The organism is Bacillus sp. FSL M8-0071 (assembly GCF_037975455.1).
Lineage (GTDB): Bacteria > Bacillota > Bacilli > Bacillales > Bacillaceae > Bacillus > Bacillus subtilis.
Genome location: NZ_CP150256.1, coordinates 2,371,825 through 2,390,701, shown reverse-complemented (window position 1 = coordinate 2,390,701; position 18,877 = coordinate 2,371,825). Strand labels below are relative to the sequence as shown.

19 protein-coding genes are annotated in these 18,877 nt (G+C 45.0%); 17 read left to right on the top strand and 2 right to left on the bottom strand.

The features are described 5' to 3' along the window. Positions 1–6: 6 nt before the first annotated feature. From accC to spo0A, 13 genes are all read left to right on the top strand, one after another. Positions 7–1,359, top strand: coding sequence for an acetyl-CoA carboxylase biotin carboxylase subunit (gene accC / locus MKX71_RS12125; protein ID WP_003230253.1), 1,353 nt, complete (start codon positions 7–9; stop codon positions 1,357–1,359). Positions 1,360–1,379: 20 nt separating this feature from the next. Continuing rightward, complete coding sequence (gene yqhY, locus MKX71_RS12120) at positions 1,380–1,787, top strand: fatty acid biosynthesis protein YqhY (RefSeq protein WP_003230254.1); 408 nt, start codon at positions 1,380–1,382, stop codon at positions 1,785–1,787. A 263-nt stretch (positions 1,788–2,050) separates the two neighbouring features. Then, positions 2,051–2,446 (top strand): transcription antitermination factor NusB, encoded by a 396-nt coding sequence (gene nusB, locus MKX71_RS12115; RefSeq protein ID WP_003230256.1) that lies wholly within the window; start codon positions 2,051–2,053, stop codon positions 2,444–2,446. Between the two features lie 11 nt (positions 2,447–2,457). Next, the gene (folD, locus tag MKX71_RS12110; RefSeq protein ID WP_003230259.1) at positions 2,458–3,309 is read left to right on the top strand and encodes a bifunctional methylenetetrahydrofolate dehydrogenase/methenyltetrahydrofolate cyclohydrolase FolD; all 852 of its coding nucleotides are present in this window, start codon (positions 2,458–2,460) and stop codon (positions 3,307–3,309) included. 137 nt (positions 3,310–3,446) lie between these two features. Further along, the gene (gene xseA / locus MKX71_RS12105) at positions 3,447–4,793 is read left to right on the top strand and encodes an exodeoxyribonuclease VII large subunit (RefSeq protein WP_339231161.1); all 1,347 of its coding nucleotides are present in this window, start codon (positions 3,447–3,449) and stop codon (positions 4,791–4,793) included. Continuing rightward, on the top strand, positions 4,790–5,044 hold the full coding sequence (locus tag MKX71_RS12100) for an exodeoxyribonuclease VII small subunit (RefSeq protein ID WP_003226409.1): 255 nt from the start codon (positions 4,790–4,792) through the stop codon (positions 5,042–5,044). Before xseA ends, MKX71_RS12100 begins: the two co-directional genes overlap by 4 nt. After that, positions 5,034–5,924 (top strand): polyprenyl synthetase family protein, encoded by an 891-nt coding sequence (locus tag MKX71_RS12095; protein WP_003230262.1) that lies wholly within the window; start codon positions 5,034–5,036, stop codon positions 5,922–5,924. Before MKX71_RS12100 ends, MKX71_RS12095 begins: the two co-directional genes overlap by 11 nt. A gap of 174 nt (positions 5,925–6,098) precedes the next feature. Beyond that, positions 6,099–8,000 carry a 1-deoxy-D-xylulose-5-phosphate synthase gene (dxs, locus tag MKX71_RS12090; RefSeq protein WP_003245985.1) on the top strand — a complete coding sequence of 634 codons (1,902 nt, stop codon included), beginning with the start codon at positions 6,099–6,101 and terminating at the stop codon, positions 7,998–8,000. Next, a complete protein-coding gene (locus tag MKX71_RS12085) occupies positions 7,997–8,842 on the top strand; it encodes a TlyA family RNA methyltransferase (RefSeq protein ID WP_003230264.1) in 846 nt (281 codons plus the stop codon). Before dxs ends, MKX71_RS12085 begins: the two co-directional genes overlap by 4 nt. A gap of 97 nt (positions 8,843–8,939) precedes the next feature. Beyond that, the gene (argR, locus tag MKX71_RS12080; protein ID WP_003230265.1) at positions 8,940–9,389 is read left to right on the top strand and encodes an arginine repressor ArgR; all 450 of its coding nucleotides are present in this window, start codon (positions 8,940–8,942) and stop codon (positions 9,387–9,389) included. 36 nt (positions 9,390–9,425) lie between these two features. Further along, on the top strand, positions 9,426–11,156 hold the full coding sequence (recN, locus tag MKX71_RS12075) for a DNA repair protein RecN (protein WP_003230267.1): 1,731 nt from the start codon (positions 9,426–9,428) through the stop codon (positions 11,154–11,156). 174 nt (positions 11,157–11,330) lie between these two features. Beyond that, positions 11,331–12,611: a SpoIVB peptidase gene (spoIVB, locus tag MKX71_RS12070; RefSeq protein WP_004398697.1), complete on the top strand. Its 1,281-nt coding sequence runs from the start codon at positions 11,331–11,333 to the stop codon at positions 12,609–12,611. Between the two features lie 275 nt (positions 12,612–12,886). After that, positions 12,887–13,690 carry a sporulation transcription factor Spo0A gene (gene spo0A, locus MKX71_RS12065; RefSeq protein WP_003226427.1) on the top strand — a complete coding sequence of 268 codons (804 nt, stop codon included), beginning with the start codon at positions 12,887–12,889 and terminating at the stop codon, positions 13,688–13,690. A gap of 464 nt (positions 13,691–14,154) precedes the next feature. On the opposite strand, the gene MKX71_RS12060 is transcribed toward spo0A, so the two are convergent. Continuing rightward, on the bottom strand, positions 14,155–15,273 hold the full coding sequence (locus MKX71_RS12060) for an NADH-dependent flavin oxidoreductase (protein ID WP_017696437.1): 1,119 nt from the start codon (positions 15,271–15,273) through the stop codon (positions 14,155–14,157). 72 nt (positions 15,274–15,345) lie between these two features. Further along, on the bottom strand, positions 15,346–15,498 hold the full coding sequence (locus MKX71_RS12055) for a hypothetical protein (protein WP_339231159.1): 153 nt from the start codon (positions 15,496–15,498) through the stop codon (positions 15,346–15,348). Positions 15,499–15,804: 306 nt separating this feature from the next. On the opposite strand from MKX71_RS12055, the gene MKX71_RS12050 reads away from it, so the two are divergent. From MKX71_RS12050 to MKX71_RS12035, 4 genes are all read left to right on the top strand, one after another. Continuing rightward, the gene (locus tag MKX71_RS12050; RefSeq protein ID WP_014480225.1) at positions 15,805–16,101 is read left to right on the top strand and encodes a hypothetical protein; all 297 of its coding nucleotides are present in this window, start codon (positions 15,805–15,807) and stop codon (positions 16,099–16,101) included. Positions 16,102–16,120: 19 nt separating this feature from the next. Then, positions 16,121–16,741, top strand: a complete 621-nt coding sequence (locus MKX71_RS12045) for an N-acetylmuramoyl-L-alanine amidase (protein ID WP_076458098.1) — start codon at positions 16,121–16,123, stop codon at positions 16,739–16,741. Between the two features lie 78 nt (positions 16,742–16,819). After that, positions 16,820–17,551: a glycerophosphodiester phosphodiesterase gene (locus tag MKX71_RS12040; protein ID WP_251233053.1), complete on the top strand. Its 732-nt coding sequence runs from the start codon at positions 16,820–16,822 to the stop codon at positions 17,549–17,551. A gap of 127 nt (positions 17,552–17,678) precedes the next feature. Further along, positions 17,679–18,860, top strand: a complete 1,182-nt coding sequence (locus MKX71_RS12035) for an acetyl-CoA C-acetyltransferase (RefSeq protein WP_106073553.1) — start codon at positions 17,679–17,681, stop codon at positions 18,858–18,860. Positions 18,861–18,877 lie beyond the last annotated feature (17 nt).

The following is an 18,877-nucleotide window of genomic DNA, read 5'->3' as shown; positions in this document are numbered from 1 at the left end:
CTTAACATGATTAAAAAGCTATTGATCGCCAACAGAGGAGAAATTGCTGTCAGAATCATCAGAGCCTGCAGAGAGCTCGGAATTGAGACTGTCGCTGTTTATTCAGAAGCTGATAAAGATGCCCTTCATGTTCAAATGGCCGATGAAGCTTTTTGTATCGGACCGAAAGCATCAAAAGACAGCTATTTAAACGTTACAAATATTGTGAGTGTTGCAAAGCTGACTGGCACGGACGCCATTCATCCGGGATACGGATTTTTAGCTGAAAATGCTGATTTCGCTGAATTATGTGAAGAAGTTAATGTCACGTTTGTCGGCCCGAGCGCTGACGCCATTTCAAAAATGGGAACAAAAGACGTTGCGCGGGAAACGATGAAACAGGCCGGCGTGCCAATCGTACCGGGTTCACAGGGAATTATAGAAAATGTGGAAGAAGCGGTTTCGCTTGCTAATGAAATTGGGTATCCTGTAATTATAAAAGCCACCGCAGGCGGAGGCGGAAAAGGAATTAGGGTTGCCCGCACTGAAGAGGAACTGATTAATGGCATTAAGATTACACAGCAGGAAGCGGCAACTGCATTTGGGAATCCAGGTGTATACATCGAAAAATACATAGAAGATTTTCGCCACGTTGAGATCCAAGTGCTTGCTGATAACTACGGAAATACGATCCATTTGGGCGAACGCGACTGCTCGATCCAAAGACGCCTGCAAAAGCTTTTGGAAGAATCACCATCTCCTGCCCTTGATTCAGAAATCAGGGAGCAAATGGGAGATGCAGCAGTAAAGGCTGCAAAAGCGGTTGGCTATACAGGTGCTGGAACAGTTGAATTTATCTATGACTACAATGAACAGCGCTATTACTTCATGGAAATGAACACGAGAATCCAGGTGGAGCACCCAGTCACAGAAATGGTGACGGGAACTGACCTGATCAAGGAACAAATCAAAGTGGCTTCAGGAATGGAACTGAGCCTCAAGCAAGAAGATGTTGAATTTGAAGGCTGGGCCATCGAATGCCGAATCAACGCAGAAAACCCAAGCAAAAATTTCATGCCGTCACCTGGAGAAATTAAAATGTACCTGCCTCCTGGCGGTCTTGGTGTCCGTGTCGATTCAGCTGCGTACCCTGGCTATTCCATCCCACCGTACTATGACAGCATGATTGCAAAGGTCATCACATACGGAAAAACGAGGGATGAAGCGATTGCCCGCATGAAGCGCGCATTGAGCGAATTCGTCATCGAAGGCATTGAGACAACAATCCCTTTCCATTTAAAACTGCTTGAACACGAAACATTTGTGAGCGGAGAGTTTAATACGAAATTTTTAGAAACATATGATGTAATGGGCTCATAATTTTTACGGAGGTGAATTGAATGAAAGACAACAGCTTGCTTAAAATGGATCACGAAGATACGCATTTGGGTAAGGTTGAGATTGCACCGGAGGTCATTGAGGTCATTGCCGGCATTGCAGCATCAGAAGTTGATGGAGTTGCCGAAATGCGCGGAAACTTTGCGACAGGCGTCGTTGAGCGCTTTGGCAAAGTGAATCATGGCAAAGGTGTCAAAGTCGACCTGGCGGATGACGGAATTACGATCGATGTATACTGTGTCGTTACATTTGGCGTTTCGATTCCGAAAGTTGCAGCATCCGTTCAGGAAAACATTCGTCAAACCTTATTAAATATGACGTCTCTTTCGATTAACGAGATCAATATTCACATCGTCGGCATTCAATTTGACACAAAAGCCCAAGAAGTCCAAATCGACGAAGAAATGTAAATGGCTTAACACGAAACCAAGGGGAGGGCGGCCCTTTGGTTTTTTTACACGTTACCCTTTATTTCAAAGCATGAAGAAAGCCGGCTTACATAGCCGAGTTTCTTCATGAACGTGAAATCCGAATAATCATATTAAGGTGTGTGAAAATATTCGGTAATAGGGTAAAAAAACCTTGATTTCAATATGCGGATACGAAAAAAATATGTTATGATCTCTTTGTGGCTTAACGACAAGCGGATAAAGAGGATCAAAGGAGAAAGAAAATGAAAAGAAGAACAGCAAGAGAAAAAGCTTTGCAGGCACTATTTCAAATTGATGTCAGCGATATTGCAGTGAATGAAGCCATAGAACACGCACTGGATGAAGAAAAAACAGATCCTTTCTTTGAACAGCTTGTACACGGGGTATTGGAACACCAAGACCAGCTGGATGAAATGATCTCCAAGCATCTGGTGAATTGGAAGCTCGATCGGATTGCCAATGTTGACCGTGCGATTTTGCGCCTGGCAGCATATGAAATGGCATATGCCGAAGACATTCCGGTGAATGTCTCCATGAACGAAGCGATTGAGCTGGCAAAACGGTTTGGTGATGACAAAGCGACAAAGTTTGTAAACGGGGTTCTTTCTAACATTAAATCTGATATTGAACAATCATAGGAGGAAAGAAAATGACTGCAACAATCATCGACGGAAAAGAAACGGCTAGAGAAAAACGCGAACAATTGGCAAAAGAGGTAGAAGAGCTTAAAAAGCAAGGCGTCACTCCCGGACTGGCGGTTATTTTGATTGGAGATGATCCTGCTTCTCACTCTTACGTGCGAGGAAAGAAAAAAGCGGCAGAAACAATGGGAATGAATTTCAAGCTCGATCAATTTGACAGCAGCCTCACAGAAGCTGAACTGCTTTCCATTATTGATCAATATAACCAAGACCCTGAGTTTCATGGCATTCTCGTTCAGCTTCCTCTCCCAGACCATATTTCTGAAAAAGCGGTGATCGAACGTATCTCTCCTGATAAAGATGTAGATGGTTTTCATCCGTTAAACGTAGGGAAAATGCTGCTTGGCGAAGATACGTTTCTTCCTTGCACGCCTCATGGAATTGTTGAGCTTTTGAAGAAAACCAATATTGACCTTTCCGGTAAAGAGGTTGTTGTAGTCGGCCGAAGCAACATTGTCGGCAAACCTGTCGGCCAGCTTTTATTAAATGAAAACGCGACGGTTACTTACTGTCATTCAAGAACAGAAAATATTACTGAACATACGAAAAAAGCGGACATCCTGGTGGTGGCAGTCGGCAGAGCCAACTTCATCAGTGCAGACCAGATCAAAGAGGGCGCTGTTGTCATTGACGTCGGCGTTAACCGTCTGGAAAACGGAAAGCTTTGCGGAGACGTTGAATTTGAAGGGGCAAAGGAAAAAGCGTCCTTCATCACGCCGGTTCCGGGCGGAGTAGGTCCGATGACCATCACGATGCTTGCGCATAATACTGTTAAATCTGCGAAACGTACGTTATCATAGATAATTGGAGATATTCACAGGCGAAATGTTTACCCGCCTTGAATATGAGCACGATACCCGCTTCTTCAGGCTCCTAAAGCCAGGGCGGGTTTTCTTTAGTTATGGTGCAGGAATGCTTAGGAGAGGAGTTTTTAGACATGGGTGAAGCAGCGTATGTGACCGTCTCAGCGCTGACAAAGTATATAAAACGAAAATTCGATGTAGATCCTCACCTTGGAAATATTTGGATTAAAGGCGAATTGTCGAATGTAAAGATACACACACGAGGGCATATTTATTTCACTTTAAAAGACGAAAACGCAAGAATGCAGTCGGTGATGTTCGCGAGACAAAGCGAGCGTCTGCCTTTTAAACCTGAAAACGGAATGAAAGTGCTGGTAAGAGGCGGAATTTCCGTATATGAACCGAGCGGAAACTATCAATTATATGCCAAAGAAATGCAGCCTGACGGGGTTGGAGCGCTTTATTTAGCGTACGAAGAATTAAAAAAGAAGCTTGCCGGAGAAGGTTTATTTGACGACCGCTACAAAAAACAAATCCCCGCATTTCCAGCCACAATCGGGGTTGTGACATCTCCAACGGGTGCCGCTGTCAGAGACGTTATTACAACTCTAAAAAGAAGATATCCCCTTGTAAAAGTCATTGTTCTTCCAGCGCTCGTACAAGGTGAAAATGCGAGCAGATCCATCGTTACGCGCATTGAAGAGGCAAATGAAAAAGAGATTTGCGACGTATTAATTGTCGGGAGAGGCGGCGGTTCGATAGAAGAACTGTGGGCATTCAATGAAGAAATTGTAGCACGCGCCATCTTTGCTTCCAATATTCCGATTATATCGGCAGTCGGACATGAGACGGATTTTACGATCAGTGATTTTGTCGCCGATATCAGAGCCGCGACGCCGACAGGAGCAGCTGAGATTGCTGTGCCTCATACCACTGATTTAATCGAACGCACAAAAACAGCGGAAGTCAGAATGACAAGAGCGATGCAGCAGCACCTCGGCCAGAAAAAAGAACGGATTCAAACGCTGCAATCGTCCTATGCCTTTCGTTTTCCAAAGCGTTTGTATGCGCAAAAAGAGCAGCAGTTTGACCTCGCGTACCAGCAGTTTCAAGCACAGCTGACCGCTCTTTTAGATCGGAAAAGCAGACAGCTGGAGCGTGAAACGTACAGATTAGAGGCACTGCATCCTCATGAACAGCTGAAACAAGCGAGAACACGATACCAGGAACAAACAAATCAGCTGAGAAAAAATATGAATATCCAAATGAAGCAGCTGCATTCCCAATTTCAAACCGTTCTTGGCAAGCTGAATGCACTAAGTCCTCTTCAAGTGATGGAAAGAGGATACAGCTTGGCTTATAAAGAAGATAAACTCATTAAAAGTGTCAGTCAAATAGAAGAGCAGGACCGGCTTGAAGTCAAGCTGAAGGATGGCGTGCTGACCTGTGAAGTATTAGAAAAGAGAGGGGAAGAAAAATGACAGACGTGAAAAAAAATGAAAACATGACATTTGAAGAAGCGATGAAAGGGCTTGAGAGCATTGTATCAAAGCTTGAAGAGGGAGATGTGCCTCTAGAGCAAGCCATTAACTATTTCCAAGAAGGCATGGCTCTGTCAAAAATGTGCCATGAAAAGCTGCAAAAAGTCGAAAAGCAAATGGACTTCATTTTAAAAGAAGACGGCGAACTGGCACCTTTCAGTGTTCAGGAGGAAGACGAAGGTGACAAATAAATTAACGAGCTTTCTGGCGGACCGGAAAAAAACAATTGAAAATCAGCTTTCTGTCTATACAGAAAAGCTTGATATGCCGGACTCATTAAAGAAATCTATGCTGTATTCTCTACAGGCCGGCGGAAAGCGGCTGCGGCCTCTGATTGTACTGGCTGTTTTAAATGCATATGGAAAAAGCGAAAAAGACGGCATTCCGGTGGGCTGTGCTGTCGAAATGATTCACACGTATTCGTTAATTCATGATGATCTTCCATGCATGGATGATGACGATTTGCGCCGCGGGAAGCCGACAAACCATAAAGTGTTTGGTGAAGCGACGGCAGTATTAGCGGGTGACGGGCTGCTCACAGAAAGCTTTAAGCTGATTACCTCCCACGTGTCAGACGAGGTGTCAGCAGAAAAGCGCCTGCGGCTTGTGAATGAACTGATTTCAGCGGCAGGCACCGAAGGCATGGTCGGTGGGCAAGTAGCTGATATGGAAGCGGAAAACCGACAAGTCACGCTTGAAGAGCTCGAATCCATTCATGAACGGAAAACTGCCAAGCTCCTTGGCTTTTGTGTAATCGCCGGTGCTATTTTGGCTGATGCGCCTGAGGAAGACATTGAAACACTGCGTACCTTCAGCAGCCACATTGGAATCGGATTTCAAATCAGAGACGATATTTTAGATTTAGAAGGCAGTGAAGAGAAAATCGGCAAACGTGTCGGCTCGGATACCACAAATGACAAATCGACATACCCGTCGCTTCTTTCATTGGAAGGGGCCAAACATAAATTGGATGTTCATATAAAAGAGGCGAAGCGATTGATCGGCGGACTCTCTCTTCAAAAAGACCTTTTATATGAGCTTTGTGATTTAATTGCGGCAAGAGATCACTAAAACGATCCTAATTTGAAGCGGCTGCACGAGGTATGGTAAAATGTAAGCAGTTTATATGAAAAATGAAAAGGAAAAGCGCGTTTGTCTTTTTTTATGTCTGAGATTAATGTCAGCTCGGCATGCAAAAGACATGTATCATTGCAGAAATTCATGCTGAAAGTGAGTTGATCCGCTTTGGATCTTTTATCAATACAGGACCCGTCGTTTTTAAAAAACATGTCCATTGATGAATTAGAGAAATTAAGTGATGAAATCCGTCAGTTTTTAATTACAAGTTTATCCGCTTCCGGCGGCCACATCGGCCCAAACTTAGGTGTCGTAGAGCTTACTGTTGCCCTGCATAAGGAATTTAACAGCCCGAAAGACAAATTTTTATGGGATGTAGGCCATCAGTCGTATGTCCATAAGCTGCTGACAGGACGCGGAAAAGAATTTGCGACGCTTCGCCAGTACAAAGGGCTTTGCGGATTTCCAAAGCGGAGTGAAAGCGAGCACGATGTTTGGGAAACCGGGCACAGCTCGACTTCTCTGTCAGGCGCGATGGGAATGGCAGCTGCCCGTGATATTAAAGGAACGGATGAATATATTATTCCGATCATTGGTGACGGCGCGCTGACTGGCGGTATGGCGCTCGAAGCCCTTAACCACATCGGCGACGAGAAAAAAGACATGATTGTCATCCTTAATGATAATGAAATGAGTATTGCGCCAAACGTCGGTGCCATTCACTCTATGCTCGGACGGCTCCGCACTGCGGGGAAATACCAGTGGGTCAAAGATGAGCTTGAATACTTATTTAAAAAGATTCCGGCAGTTGGGGGCAAGCTTGCCGCCACGGCGGAACGGGTCAAAGACAGCCTGAAATACATGCTCGTCTCCGGAATGTTTTTCGAGGAGCTCGGTTTTACGTATTTGGGCCCAGTGGACGGACATTCTTATCATGAGCTGATTGAGAATCTTCAATACGCCAAAAAAACGAAAGGCCCTGTTCTTCTGCACGTCATTACGAAAAAAGGGAAGGGGTACAAACCGGCTGAGACCGATACGATTGGGACATGGCATGGTACCGGACCATATAAAATTAATACCGGTGACTTTGTAAAGCCGAAAGCCGCAGCTCCTTCGTGGAGCGGTCTTGTCAGCGGAACTGTGCAGCGAATGGCGCGCGAGGACGGACGCATTGTAGCCATTACGCCGGCTATGCCTGTCGGTTCAAAGCTTGAAGGCTTCGCAAAGGAATTCCCTGACCGGATGTTCGACGTAGGAATCGCAGAACAGCATGCCGCAACGATGGCGGCAGCTATGGCAATGCAGGGTATGAAGCCGTTTTTGGCGATTTACTCAACCTTCCTGCAAAGGGCATATGACCAAGTTGTTCATGACATCTGCCGCCAAAACGCCAATGTGTTTATTGGAATTGACCGTGCAGGACTCGTTGGCGCTGATGGAGAGACACATCAAGGCGTGTTTGATATTGCGTTTATGCGCCACATTCCAAACATGGTCTTAATGATGCCGAAAGACGAAAATGAAGGCCAGCACATGGTTCATACAGCACTTAGCTATGACGAAGGCCCGATAGCGATGCGTTTTCCGCGCGGAAACGGACTCGGCGTAAAAATGGATGAACAGTTGAAAACGATTCCGATCGGTACGTGGGAGGTGCTGCGTCCAGGGAACGATGCTGTCATCTTAACATTCGGCACAACAATCGAAATGGCGATTGAAGCAGCCGAAGAGCTGCAGAAAGAAGGCCTTTCCGTGCGCGTTGTGAATGCGCGTTTTATTAAGCCGATTGATGAAAAGATGATGAAGAGTATCCTAAAAGAAGGCTTGCCAATTTTAACAATTGAAGAAGCGGTCTTAGAAGGCGGTTTCGGAAGCTCGATTTTAGAATTCGCTCATGATCAAGGTGAATATCATACTCCGATTGACAGAATGGGTATACCTGATCGGTTTATTGAACACGGAAGTGTAACAGCGCTTCTTGAGGAAATTGGACTGACAAAACAGCAGGTGGCAAATCGTATTAGATTACTGATGCCGCCAAAGACACACAAAGGAATTGGATCATGACGTCAAAGAAAGAACGATTAGATGTATTATTAGTGGAAAGAGGGCTGGCGGAAACGCGTGAAAAAGCCAAAAGAGCCATTATGGCGGGGATCGTCTATTCAAACGAAAACCGCTTGGACAAGCCTGGAGAAAAAATTGACCGCGACCTTCCGTTAACTGTCAAAGGAAACCCGCTGAGGTATGTGAGCAGGGGCGGCTTAAAGCTCGAAAAAGCGTTGAAGGAATTTCCCGTCTCTGTCAAAGATAAAATTATGATTGATATTGGCTCCTCCACCGGCGGTTTTACGGACTGCGCTTTGCAAAATGGAGCTAAACAGTCATACGCTGTGGATGTAGGCTATAATCAGCTTGCATGGAAGCTTAGACAGGATGAACGGGTCGTCGTGATGGAACGGACGAACTTTCGTTATGCAACACCGGCAGACTTTACAAAGGGCATGCCGGAGTTTGCCACAATTGATGTGTCCTTTATTTCACTGCGGCTCATCCTGCCTGTCCTAAGGACTTTGCTCGTACCGGGCAGCGACTGCATGGCTTTAGTTAAGCCTCAGTTTGAAGCGGGACGGGAATCCGTCGGCAAAAAAGGGATTGTTAGAGATCCTAAAGTGCATGCTGATGTGCTCAAGCGAATGATCAGTTTTTCTGCCGCTGAAGGCTATATCTGTAAAGGCTTGTCATTTTCTCCAATCACGGGAGGAGACGGAAATATTGAGTTTCTCCTTCATTTGCATTGGCCGGGAGAGGGACAGGAAGGCCAGGAACTGCCGGAAGAAGAGATCATGCGCGTTGTAGAAGAAGCACATAAGACGTTAAAAGAAAAAAAAGCAGATGTACCGGAATAATAGGGCGCTATTATTCCTTTTTTCTGCATTCATGTACAATGTGCAGAGAATCATATAACATAAAAGAACAGATAAGCTTGGAAATAGAGGTGCTTACATGAACAAAGGCCAGAGGCATATTAAAATCAGAGAGATCATTACAAGCAATGAAATCGAAACGCAGGATGAATTGGTCGACATGCTAAAGCAGGATGGATACAAAGTAACGCAGGCCACGGTATCACGGGATATTAAAGAACTTCACCTTGTAAAAGTTCCTACAAATAATGGTTCTTACAAATACAGTCTTCCGGCGGACCAGCGTTTCAATCCGCTGTCAAAGCTAAAGCGGGCATTGATGGACGCATTTGTGAAAATAGACTCAGCAAGCCATATGATTGTGCTGAAAACGATGCCGGGCAATGCCCAGGCAATCGGGGCGCTGATGGACAATTTGGACTGGGATGAAATGATGGGGACCATTTGCGGAGATGATACGATTTTAATTATTTGCCGGACTCCTGAAGATACAGAAGGCGTAAAAAACAGGCTCCTTGAACTGCTGTAACAGAAAATCTAACAAAGATAAGAGGTGTAATGCTGTTTGTTAGCTGAACTATCGATTAAAAACTTTGCCATTATTGAGGAACTGACGGTTTCTTTTGAACGCGGGCTTACGGTTTTAACAGGAGAAACCGGAGCCGGCAAATCCATCATCATAGATGCCATTTCTCTTTTAGTCGGAGGCCGCGGATCATCTGAATTTGTTAGATATGGGGAAGCAAAAGCCGAACTTGAAGGGCTGTTTCTGTTGGAGAGCGGCCATCCTGTTTTAGGCGTATGCGCTGAGCAGGGAATCGACGTTTCAGACGAAATGATCGTCATGAGAAGGGATATCAGCACGAGCGGGAAAAGCGTTTGCCGTGTCAATGGCAAGCTTGTCACGATTGCTTCACTAAGAGAGATCGGCAGGCTTTTATTAGATATTCACGGGCAGCACGATAACCAGCTGTTAATGGAAGACGAAAATCATCTCCAGCTTTTGGACAAGTTTGCCGGAGCCGAAGTGGAAAGCGCGCTCAAAACGTATCAGGAAGGGTACCAGCGGTATGTGAAGCTGCTCAAAAAGCTTAAGCAGCTTTCTGAAAGCGAACAGGAAATGGCCCATCGTCTTGATCTTATTCAATTTCAGCTCGAAGAAATCGAATCGGCAAAGCTTGAGCTTAACGAAGATGAACAGCTCCAAGAAGAGCGCCAGCAAATTTCAAACTTTGAGAAGATATATGAGTCGCTGCAAAATGCATATAACGCGCTTCGCAGTGAGCAGGGCGGATTGGACTGGGTTGGAATGGCATCAGCGCAGCTTGAAGATATATCTGATATAAACGAACCGCTGAAAAAAATGTCTGAAAGTGTTTCGAACTCCTACTATTTGCTTGAGGATGCCACATTTCAGATGAGAAATATGCTGGATGAGCTTGAATTTGATCCGGAACGCCTGAACTATATTGAGACGCGACTTAATGAAATCAAACAGCTGAAACGAAAATACGGTGCCACTGTTGAAGACATTTTGGAATATGCTTCTAAAATTGAAGAAGAGATTGACCAAATTGAAAACAGGGACAGCCACCTTCAAAGCTTGAAAAAGGAGCTTGACTCCGTCGGCAAAGATGTCGCAGTGGAAGCGGCAAATGTGTCACAAATCCGAAAAACATGGGCGAAAAAGCTGGCTGATGAGATTCATCGGGAATTAAAAAGCCTGTACATGGAAAAATCAACTTTTGATACGGAATTTAAGGTCAGAACAGCGTCACGCAATGAAGAGGCGCCGCTTGTAAACGGCCAGCCCGTTCAGCTGACTGAACAAGGGATTGACCTGGTGAAGTTTTTAATTTCAACCAATACAGGCGAGCCGCTAAAATCCCTTTCGAAAGTCGCTTCAGGTGGAGAGCTGTCACGGGTGATGCTTGCCATAAAAAGCATTTTCTCCTCACAACAGGATGTGACATCGATCATTTTTGACGAGGTTGATACCGGTGTAAGCGGCAGGGTCGCACAGGCAATCGCTGAGAAGATCCATAAGGTGTCAATAGGTTCACAAGTGCTGTGCATTACACACCTGCCTCAGGTGGCTGCCATGGCCGATACGCATCTTTATATTGCGAAGGAGTTAAAAGACGGCAGAACGACGACACGTGTCAAGCCGCTGTCTAAGCAGGAAAAGGTAGCGGAAATCGGGCGCATGATTGCAGGTGTCGAGGTAACCGATTTAACGAAACGCCATGCGAAAGAACTTTTAAAACAAGCGGATCAAGTCAAAACAACTGGGTAAGCTGCGCGAGAAGCGCAGCTTATTTTTTTCGTGCACATCCATTCGTTCATCAGTATATCCAATGTTTTTCTTCATATGACAGTTATAAATAAGCCGTCAGAAGGCAAAATTAAATGATGTAGCAGCAAGTCATAAAGAAGGTGTGGGATAGGAGCGAGGAGAGTGAAGTAGTGAATGCCCGATAACATCAGAAAAGCAGTAGGTTTAATTCTCCTTGTTTCGTTATTAAGTGTAGGTTTATGCAAACCGCTAAAAGAATATTTACTGATTCCAACGCAAATGAGAGTATTTGAAACCCAAACACAAGCGATTGAAACGAGTTTATCGGTAAACGCTCAGACATCAGAATCCTCAGAAGCGTTTACAGTAAAGAAAGATCCGCATGAAATCAAGGTGACGGGCAAAAAATCAGGTGAGTCAGAATTGGTATATGATCTTGCCGGATTTCCAATTAAAAAAACAAAAGTGCATGTTCTTCCTGATTTAAAAGTTATACCTGGCGGACAATCAATCGGTGTAAAACTTCATTCCGTCGGTGTTCTTGTCGTCGGATTTCATCAAATCAATACAAGTGAAGGCAAAAAATCTCCGGGAGAAACGGCAGGAATTGAGGCGGGCGACATCATTATTGAGATGAATGGACAGAAAATTGAAAAAATGAATGATGTAGCCCCATTTATTCAAAAGGCTGGGAAAACTGGTGAATCTTTAGACTTACTGATCAAACGTGATAAACAGAAAATCAAAACGAAGCTGATCCCAGAAAAGGATGAAGGAGAAGGCAAATACAGAATCGGGTTATATATCAGAGATTCTGCTGCCGGCATAGGCACTATGACCTTTTATGAACCGAAAACAAAAAAATACGGAGCACTTGGCCACGTGATTTCCGATATGGACACAAAGAAACCAATTGTAGTGGAGAATGGAGAAATTGTTAAATCCACTGTAACATCAATTGAAAAAGGGACAGGCGGTAATCCGGGAGAAAAACTGGCGCGATTTTCCTCAGAACGCAAAACGATCGGGGATATTAACAGAAACAGCCCGTTTGGGATTTTCGGCACACTGCATCAGCCGATTCAAAACAACATATCAGATCAAGCATTGCCGGTTGCGTTTTCTACCGAAGTCAAAAAAGGGCCGGCTGAAATTTTAACGGTTATTGATGATGACAAAGTAGAAAAATTCGATATTGAAATCGTCAGCACAACGCCGCAAAAATTCCCTGCGACAAAAGGAATGGTGTTGAAAATTACCGATCCAAGGCTGTTGAAAGAAACAGGAGGCATCGTACAGGGGATGAGCGGAAGCCCGATCATTCAAAATGGAAAAGTGATCGGTGCTGTCACCCATGTATTTGTAAATGACCCGACAAGCGGCTACGGTGTTCATATTGAATGGATGCTGTCAGAAGCAGGAATCGATATTTATGGAAAAGAAAAAGCAAGCTGACTGCCGGAGTTTCCGGCAGTTTTTTTATTTTGATCCCTCTTCACTTCTCAGAATACATACGGTAAAATATACAAAAGAAGATTTTTCGACAAATTCACGTTTCCTTGTTTGTCAAATTTCATTTTTAGTCGAAAAACAGAGAAAAACATAGAATAACAAAGATATGCCACTAATATTGGTGATTATGATTTTTTTAGAGGGTATATAGCGGTTTTGTCGAATGTAAACATGTAGCAAGGGTGAATCCTGTTAACTACATTTGGGGAGGAAGAAACGTGGAGAAAATTAAAGTTTGTGTTGCTGATGATAATCGAGAGCTGGTAAGCCTGTTAAGTGAATATATAGAAGGACAGGAAGACATGGAAGTGATCGGCGTTGCTTATAACGGACAGGAATGCCTGTCGCTGTTTAAAGAAAAAGATCCCGATGTGCTCGTATTAGATATTATTATGCCGCATCTAGACGGACTTGCGGTTTTAGAGAGGCTGAGGGAATCAGATCTGAAAAAACAGCCGAATGTCATTATGCTGACAGCCTTTGGGCAGGAAGATGTCACGAAAAAGGCCGTCGATTTAGGCGCGTCCTACTTTATTCTCAAACCGTTTGATATGGAAAACCTTGTCGGCCATATCCGCCAGGTCAGCGGAAATGCCAGCAGTGTGACGCATCGTGCGCCATCATCGCAAAGCAGTATTATACGCAGCAGCCAGCCTGAACCAAAGAAGAAAAATCTCGACGCGAGCATCACAAGCATTATCCATGAAATCGGCGTCCCAGCCCATATTAAAGGCTATCTCTATCTGCGCGAAGCAATCTCAATGGTATACAATGACATCGAATTGCTCGGCAGCATTACAAAAGTCCTCTATCCGGACATCGCCAAAAAATTTAACACAACCGCAAGCCGTGTAGAAAGAGCGATCCGTCATGCAATTGAAGTGGCATGGAGCAGAGGAAACATTGATTCCATTTCCTCGTTGTTCGGTTATACTGTCAGCATGACAAAAGCTAAACCGACAAATTCGGAGTTCATTGCAATGGTTGCGGATAAGCTGAGGTTAGAGCATAAGGCTTCTTAAACATGAGCTTATTAAGTGGTCATTAAATCAAACGTCTTTTATTTATTAGTTTGCGCTGATAAATAGGAGGCGTTTTGTTTTGGGGACATTTGTTAGTATGGGAGAAGAATATTAAGTATCCGCATATAGTAAAGGATGGGTTTGAAAAGTAAGGAAAGCAAATGGCGGTATTACCTGCACTCTTGGTCCATTCATACATCTTATAGGATCACGAAGCATGATCGACCCTAGATGTTTCCGTTATAAAATGAAACCTTTCTCCTGCAAAATCGTAAGTAAGGCGTATTCATGTAAAAAGGAGACGTACGAATGAAAAAGAAAAAAGCAAGAAAGCGTGAGGGGTTTTTCCTGGATTTTCTTTTCGAAGTTGGTGGGGAGCTCTTTCTTTTGCTGTTTAGATGTGTACACAAACTATTTATATAAAGGGAAAAAGACTGCCGAATCGTTTCGGCAGTCTTTGCACATTAATCTTTATAAGGCACCCAGCCTGGCGTGTTCACAATTGCTTGCCATAGCGGTTCAGGCAAATGATATTTTTCTTTATCTGTGCCTTTGATCACTGTTTCGATTTGCTTTTCACGGCCTTCTTTTACTTTTACCGTCCAGTCAGGGTCAACTAGAATTTCGCGTCCCATAGCGACCAGCGGAATACCGTTTTCGATGACGGCAAGCGCGTCATCAGCGGAATGGATGGAACCGACGGCGATCAGCGGCACTTTGTTTCCGACACGTTCATTCAATAAGTCCATGCGTGTGCGAGTCGGATCTGCACCGCGGCGCGCTTTTGAGTTCACGTCCATCAGTGAGATATGAAGATAATCCAATTCTTTATCCCCTAAAGCATCAACAAGCGTATAAGTTTCAGTCATTGTCAATCCCGGTGTCTCAGGTTCTTCCGGAGACAGGCGGTATCCGACTAAGAACGCACCCTTCGCATGTTCTGAAGCGGCTTTTTTCACTTCATCGACAATAGCGAGCGGGAAGGCTAATCGTTTTTCATCGCTTCCTCCCCAGCGATCCGTGCGCTGGTTGGTTTTCGGAGAATAAAACTGCTGAATTAAGTAGCCGTTTGCACCGTGAATTTCGACACCGTCAAAGCCGGCTTCAATGGCGCGTCTTGTCGCTTCTCCAAACGCCTTCACAATGTTTTCCACTTCTTCTTCTTTTAATGCGCGAGCAATTTGTTTGCCGTTATCAAACACGTCACTTGGCCCCACAACATCTTGTTGAGGAACGAGCTCAGACGGGCACTCAATACCGCCGTGATGAATTTGTACAACGGCTTTAGCGCCTTGTGCCTGAATGGCTTGTGCTAACTTTTTTAAACCTGGAATGTTGGAATCGTCATGGATGGCCGGCTGCCCGGGGAATGCTTTTCCGTCCGGTGTAACATTTGCGCAGGCTGTAATCACCATTCCCATCTCTTTTGAACGGGGGATGATGTAGTCGAGCTCCGCTTCAGATATTGTACCGTCTTCATTAGAAGCGTAATGAGTCATTGGTGCTACTGCGATCCGGTTGTCGATTGTAACGCCGCTTTTAAACGTAAATGGTTCAAACAGTGGCTTATACTTAGGATTCATTTGATCATCTTCTTTCGTTTGGATTCGCACATATTCTAGCCTATATGTAAAAATTAATGCAATTGATCTGCTTTACTGACTGAATATCTTGAGTACAGAGTGATGTTTTCGCCGCTCTTTTTCGGGGCCTTTGTAGCCGCCGCTTATTTGGTGGCCGATGGAGCATGTGATGACAGCTGCCGCCAGCAGCAGAACGAATTTTTTCATGGCTTTAACTTCTTTCAATAAAGTAAATATCCTTTAAAAGGTTACGCCTGGCTGACCCACCCGTCAAACGATTTGCTCACCTATTCTCAAATTTTTTAAAATGAATAAAAAGTTGCTTCTTTCCGCTAATTTTTTCTAGTTGGCGCCTCAATTAGACCCATCCTCATAGACAAATCTGCTCGTTATCTTTCTAACAACAGGAAATGATCGGGTCGTATAGCCCTTTTGAAAATCATGGAACTTACTCGCCTGCATTCGCGTTGTCTTTACAAATTCGCCATTCTGGTCAAAGATAAAAGCCAAACATCAGGAAGAGGTGGTCATGTGAAACAAACGGTTCTTTTGCTGTTTACTGCGCTCTTTCTTTCGGGGTGCAGTGTTGCAAGTGCGGATGACTCAGTGCCAAGGTTTACCGAAGAGGGAAAATACATTGGCTCGGCTGATCCTCATACGATTGCGGTGTCTCTTAATGGAGAAGAAACCATGATACAAGTTCCGAAGGATAAACGTGATGAATGTGAATCACTGCCAGATCAGACACATGTCCTGGTGAAATATACAAAGAAGGATAATGGAACTTTACAGCTGGAAGATATTCAGCTGCGAAAGAACTCGTCATAAAAAGACCGGAGGGAGTAAGTTGAGAATGTTATGGAGGAGCTTGGCGCTGTGCGGATTGGCTTTGACGCTCGCGCCTTGTGCACAGGCAGCAGAGCCGATAGAAGGGAAAACAGTGTATATTGATGCCGGACACGGCGGTGAAGATAGTGGAGCGGTCGGAAACGGGCTCTTTGAAAAGGATATTAATTTGGCTGTCTCAGAGCATGTGACAGACAAACTAAAAGAGGAGGGAGCCAAACCTGTTGCATCCCGGTCTGACGATCATTTTCTGACCTTGGAGGAAAGAGTGGCTAAGGCAAGTGCCAATCAGGCTGACCTTTTTGTCAGCATTCATGTGAATTCAGGGGTTGCTTCAGCTTCAGGAACAGAAACGTATTTTCAATCTGATTATGAAGGGGAGAACAGCCGGCGTCTGGCATCCGATATTCAGTCAGAGCTCGTTTCTTCCTTACAAACGAGAGACAGGGGCGTGAAAGAATCAGACTTTTACGTCATTACATATTCACAAATGCCAAGTGTGTTGGCGGAGCTTGGGTTTATCACTAACAGCTCTGACGCGGACAAGCTGGGAAGTGAAGAATACCAGCAAAAGGCCGCAGATGCGATTGTCAATGGCATTGATTCTTATTATGATCAGTAGATTGATACAGCCTTAATCCTAGAGTGGAGCCGACAAAATAAGTATAATGGAGAAAACTTTAGGGTTTGAGGTGAAACGATGACAAAGATTTTTGCCCACCGGGGGGCATCAGGTCAATTTCCCGAAAATACAATGCTTGCATTTGAAAAAGGAATTGAAGCCGGAGCGGATGGGATAGAGCTTGATGTACAGCTGACGAAAGACGGACGCATTGTTGTAATTCATGATGAAAGACTTAATCGCACGACATCACTTAAAGGATTCGTGAAGGATACAACCTATGATGAGGTAAAGACTGCGAATGCGGCCGCTGGTCACGATCAAGCGTACAGCGATATAAAAGTGCCGCTGCTAGAAGATGTGCTCTCGTGGGCGGTAAAAAAGGATTTTCTCATCAACATTGAATTAAAAAACAGCGTGATCCGCTATGAGGGAATGGAAGAAAAAGTGCTGGAGGCAGTGAAGCGATTCAATGTAGAGGACAGAGTCATCCTATCCACCTTTAATCATGACAGCTTGGCGCTATGCGCCCGGCTTGCGCCGCATATTGAACGGGCAGTATTAACTTCAGATGTGCTTTATCAGGCAGATCGATATATCGCGTCTATTCCGGCTTCCGGCTATCACCCGAAGCTAAACAGCCCAGGAGTCACAGATGAAGTGCTGAAGAAAATGAGGAACAGTTCGATTAAGGTAAGGCCGTATACAGTTAATCGTCTGGAAGATATGAAGCGTCTCATTGAAGCGGGAGCAGACGGCATGTTTACCGACTTTCCAGAAAAGGCTTCGGCATTGCTGAAAAATGAATAGTTGTTTAGAAGGAGGCTGTTTGACGCAGCCTTCTTTTTTCATTCATTCATGTCCGTTTCAAAGCATACATTCATAGAAGACAACTAGAAATTGTAAGCGCTGTCTATCTTCTGAATGAGGTGAAACCATGAGGAAAACAGTCATTGTAAGTGCTGCAAGAACGCCATTTGGCAAATTTGGCGGAGTATTGAAAGAGGTGAAAGCTGCTGAGCTTGGGGGCATTGTGATGAAGGAGGCGCTGCAACGGGCTGGAGTCTCTGGAGATGATGTAGAAGGAAACGTCATGGGCATGGTTGTCCAGGCCGGCTCAGGGCAGATACCTTCCCGTCAAGCTGCCCGTCTGGCGGGAATGCCTTGGAGTGTGCCGTCAGAAACACTGAATAAAGTCTGTGCTTCCGGCCTTCGCGCTGTCACTTTATGTGATCAAATGATTCGGGCGCAGGATGCGGACATACTTGTTGCGGGGGGGATGGAAAGCATGAGCAATATTCCGTATGCCGTTCCCGCCGGGCGCTGGGGAGCACGGATGGGGGACGGCGAGCTTAGGGACTTAATGGTGTATGACGGATTAACGTGCGCATTTGACGAGGTGCACATGGCTGTTCACGGAAATACAGCTGCCAAGGAATATACAATCTCACGAAGAGAGCAGGACGAATGGGCGTTGAGAAGTCATGCAAGGGCAGCTAAGGCCGCCGATGAAGGGAAGTTTCAGGATGAAATTGTTCCCGTCAACTGGATCGGCCGAAAAGGAAAACCAAACGTTGTTGATAAAGATGAAGCGATTCGCCGTGACACAAGTCTGGATCAGCTCGCAAAACTTGCTCCGATTTATGCAAGTGACGGTTCTATCACAGCCGGCAATGCTCCTGGAGTCAATGACGGAGCCGGCGCGTTCGTGCTGATGTCTGAGGAAAAAGCTGCTGAGCTTGGCAAACGGCCTCTGGCTACAATTCTTGGTTTTTCAACTACGGGAATGCCAGCGCACGAGCTGGCGGCAGCGCCGGGGTTTGCCATTAACAAGCTCCTGAAAAAGAACGGTTTGACTGTCCAAGATATTGACTTGTTTGAAGTAAATGAAGCTTTTGCTTCAGTTGTTTTGACATGTGAAAAAATCGTAGGTTTCGATCTTGAAAAAGTAAATGTGAATGGCGGTGCGATCGCGCTCGGCCACCCGATCGGCGCGAGCGGGGCGAGAATTCTCATGACGCTTGTTTATGAATTAAAGCGCCGGGGAGGGGGTCTGGGCGTTGCCGCTATTTGCAGCGGGGCAGCACAGGGAGACGCCGTCTTAGTGCAGGTTCATTAAAACATGATGAAAAAGGG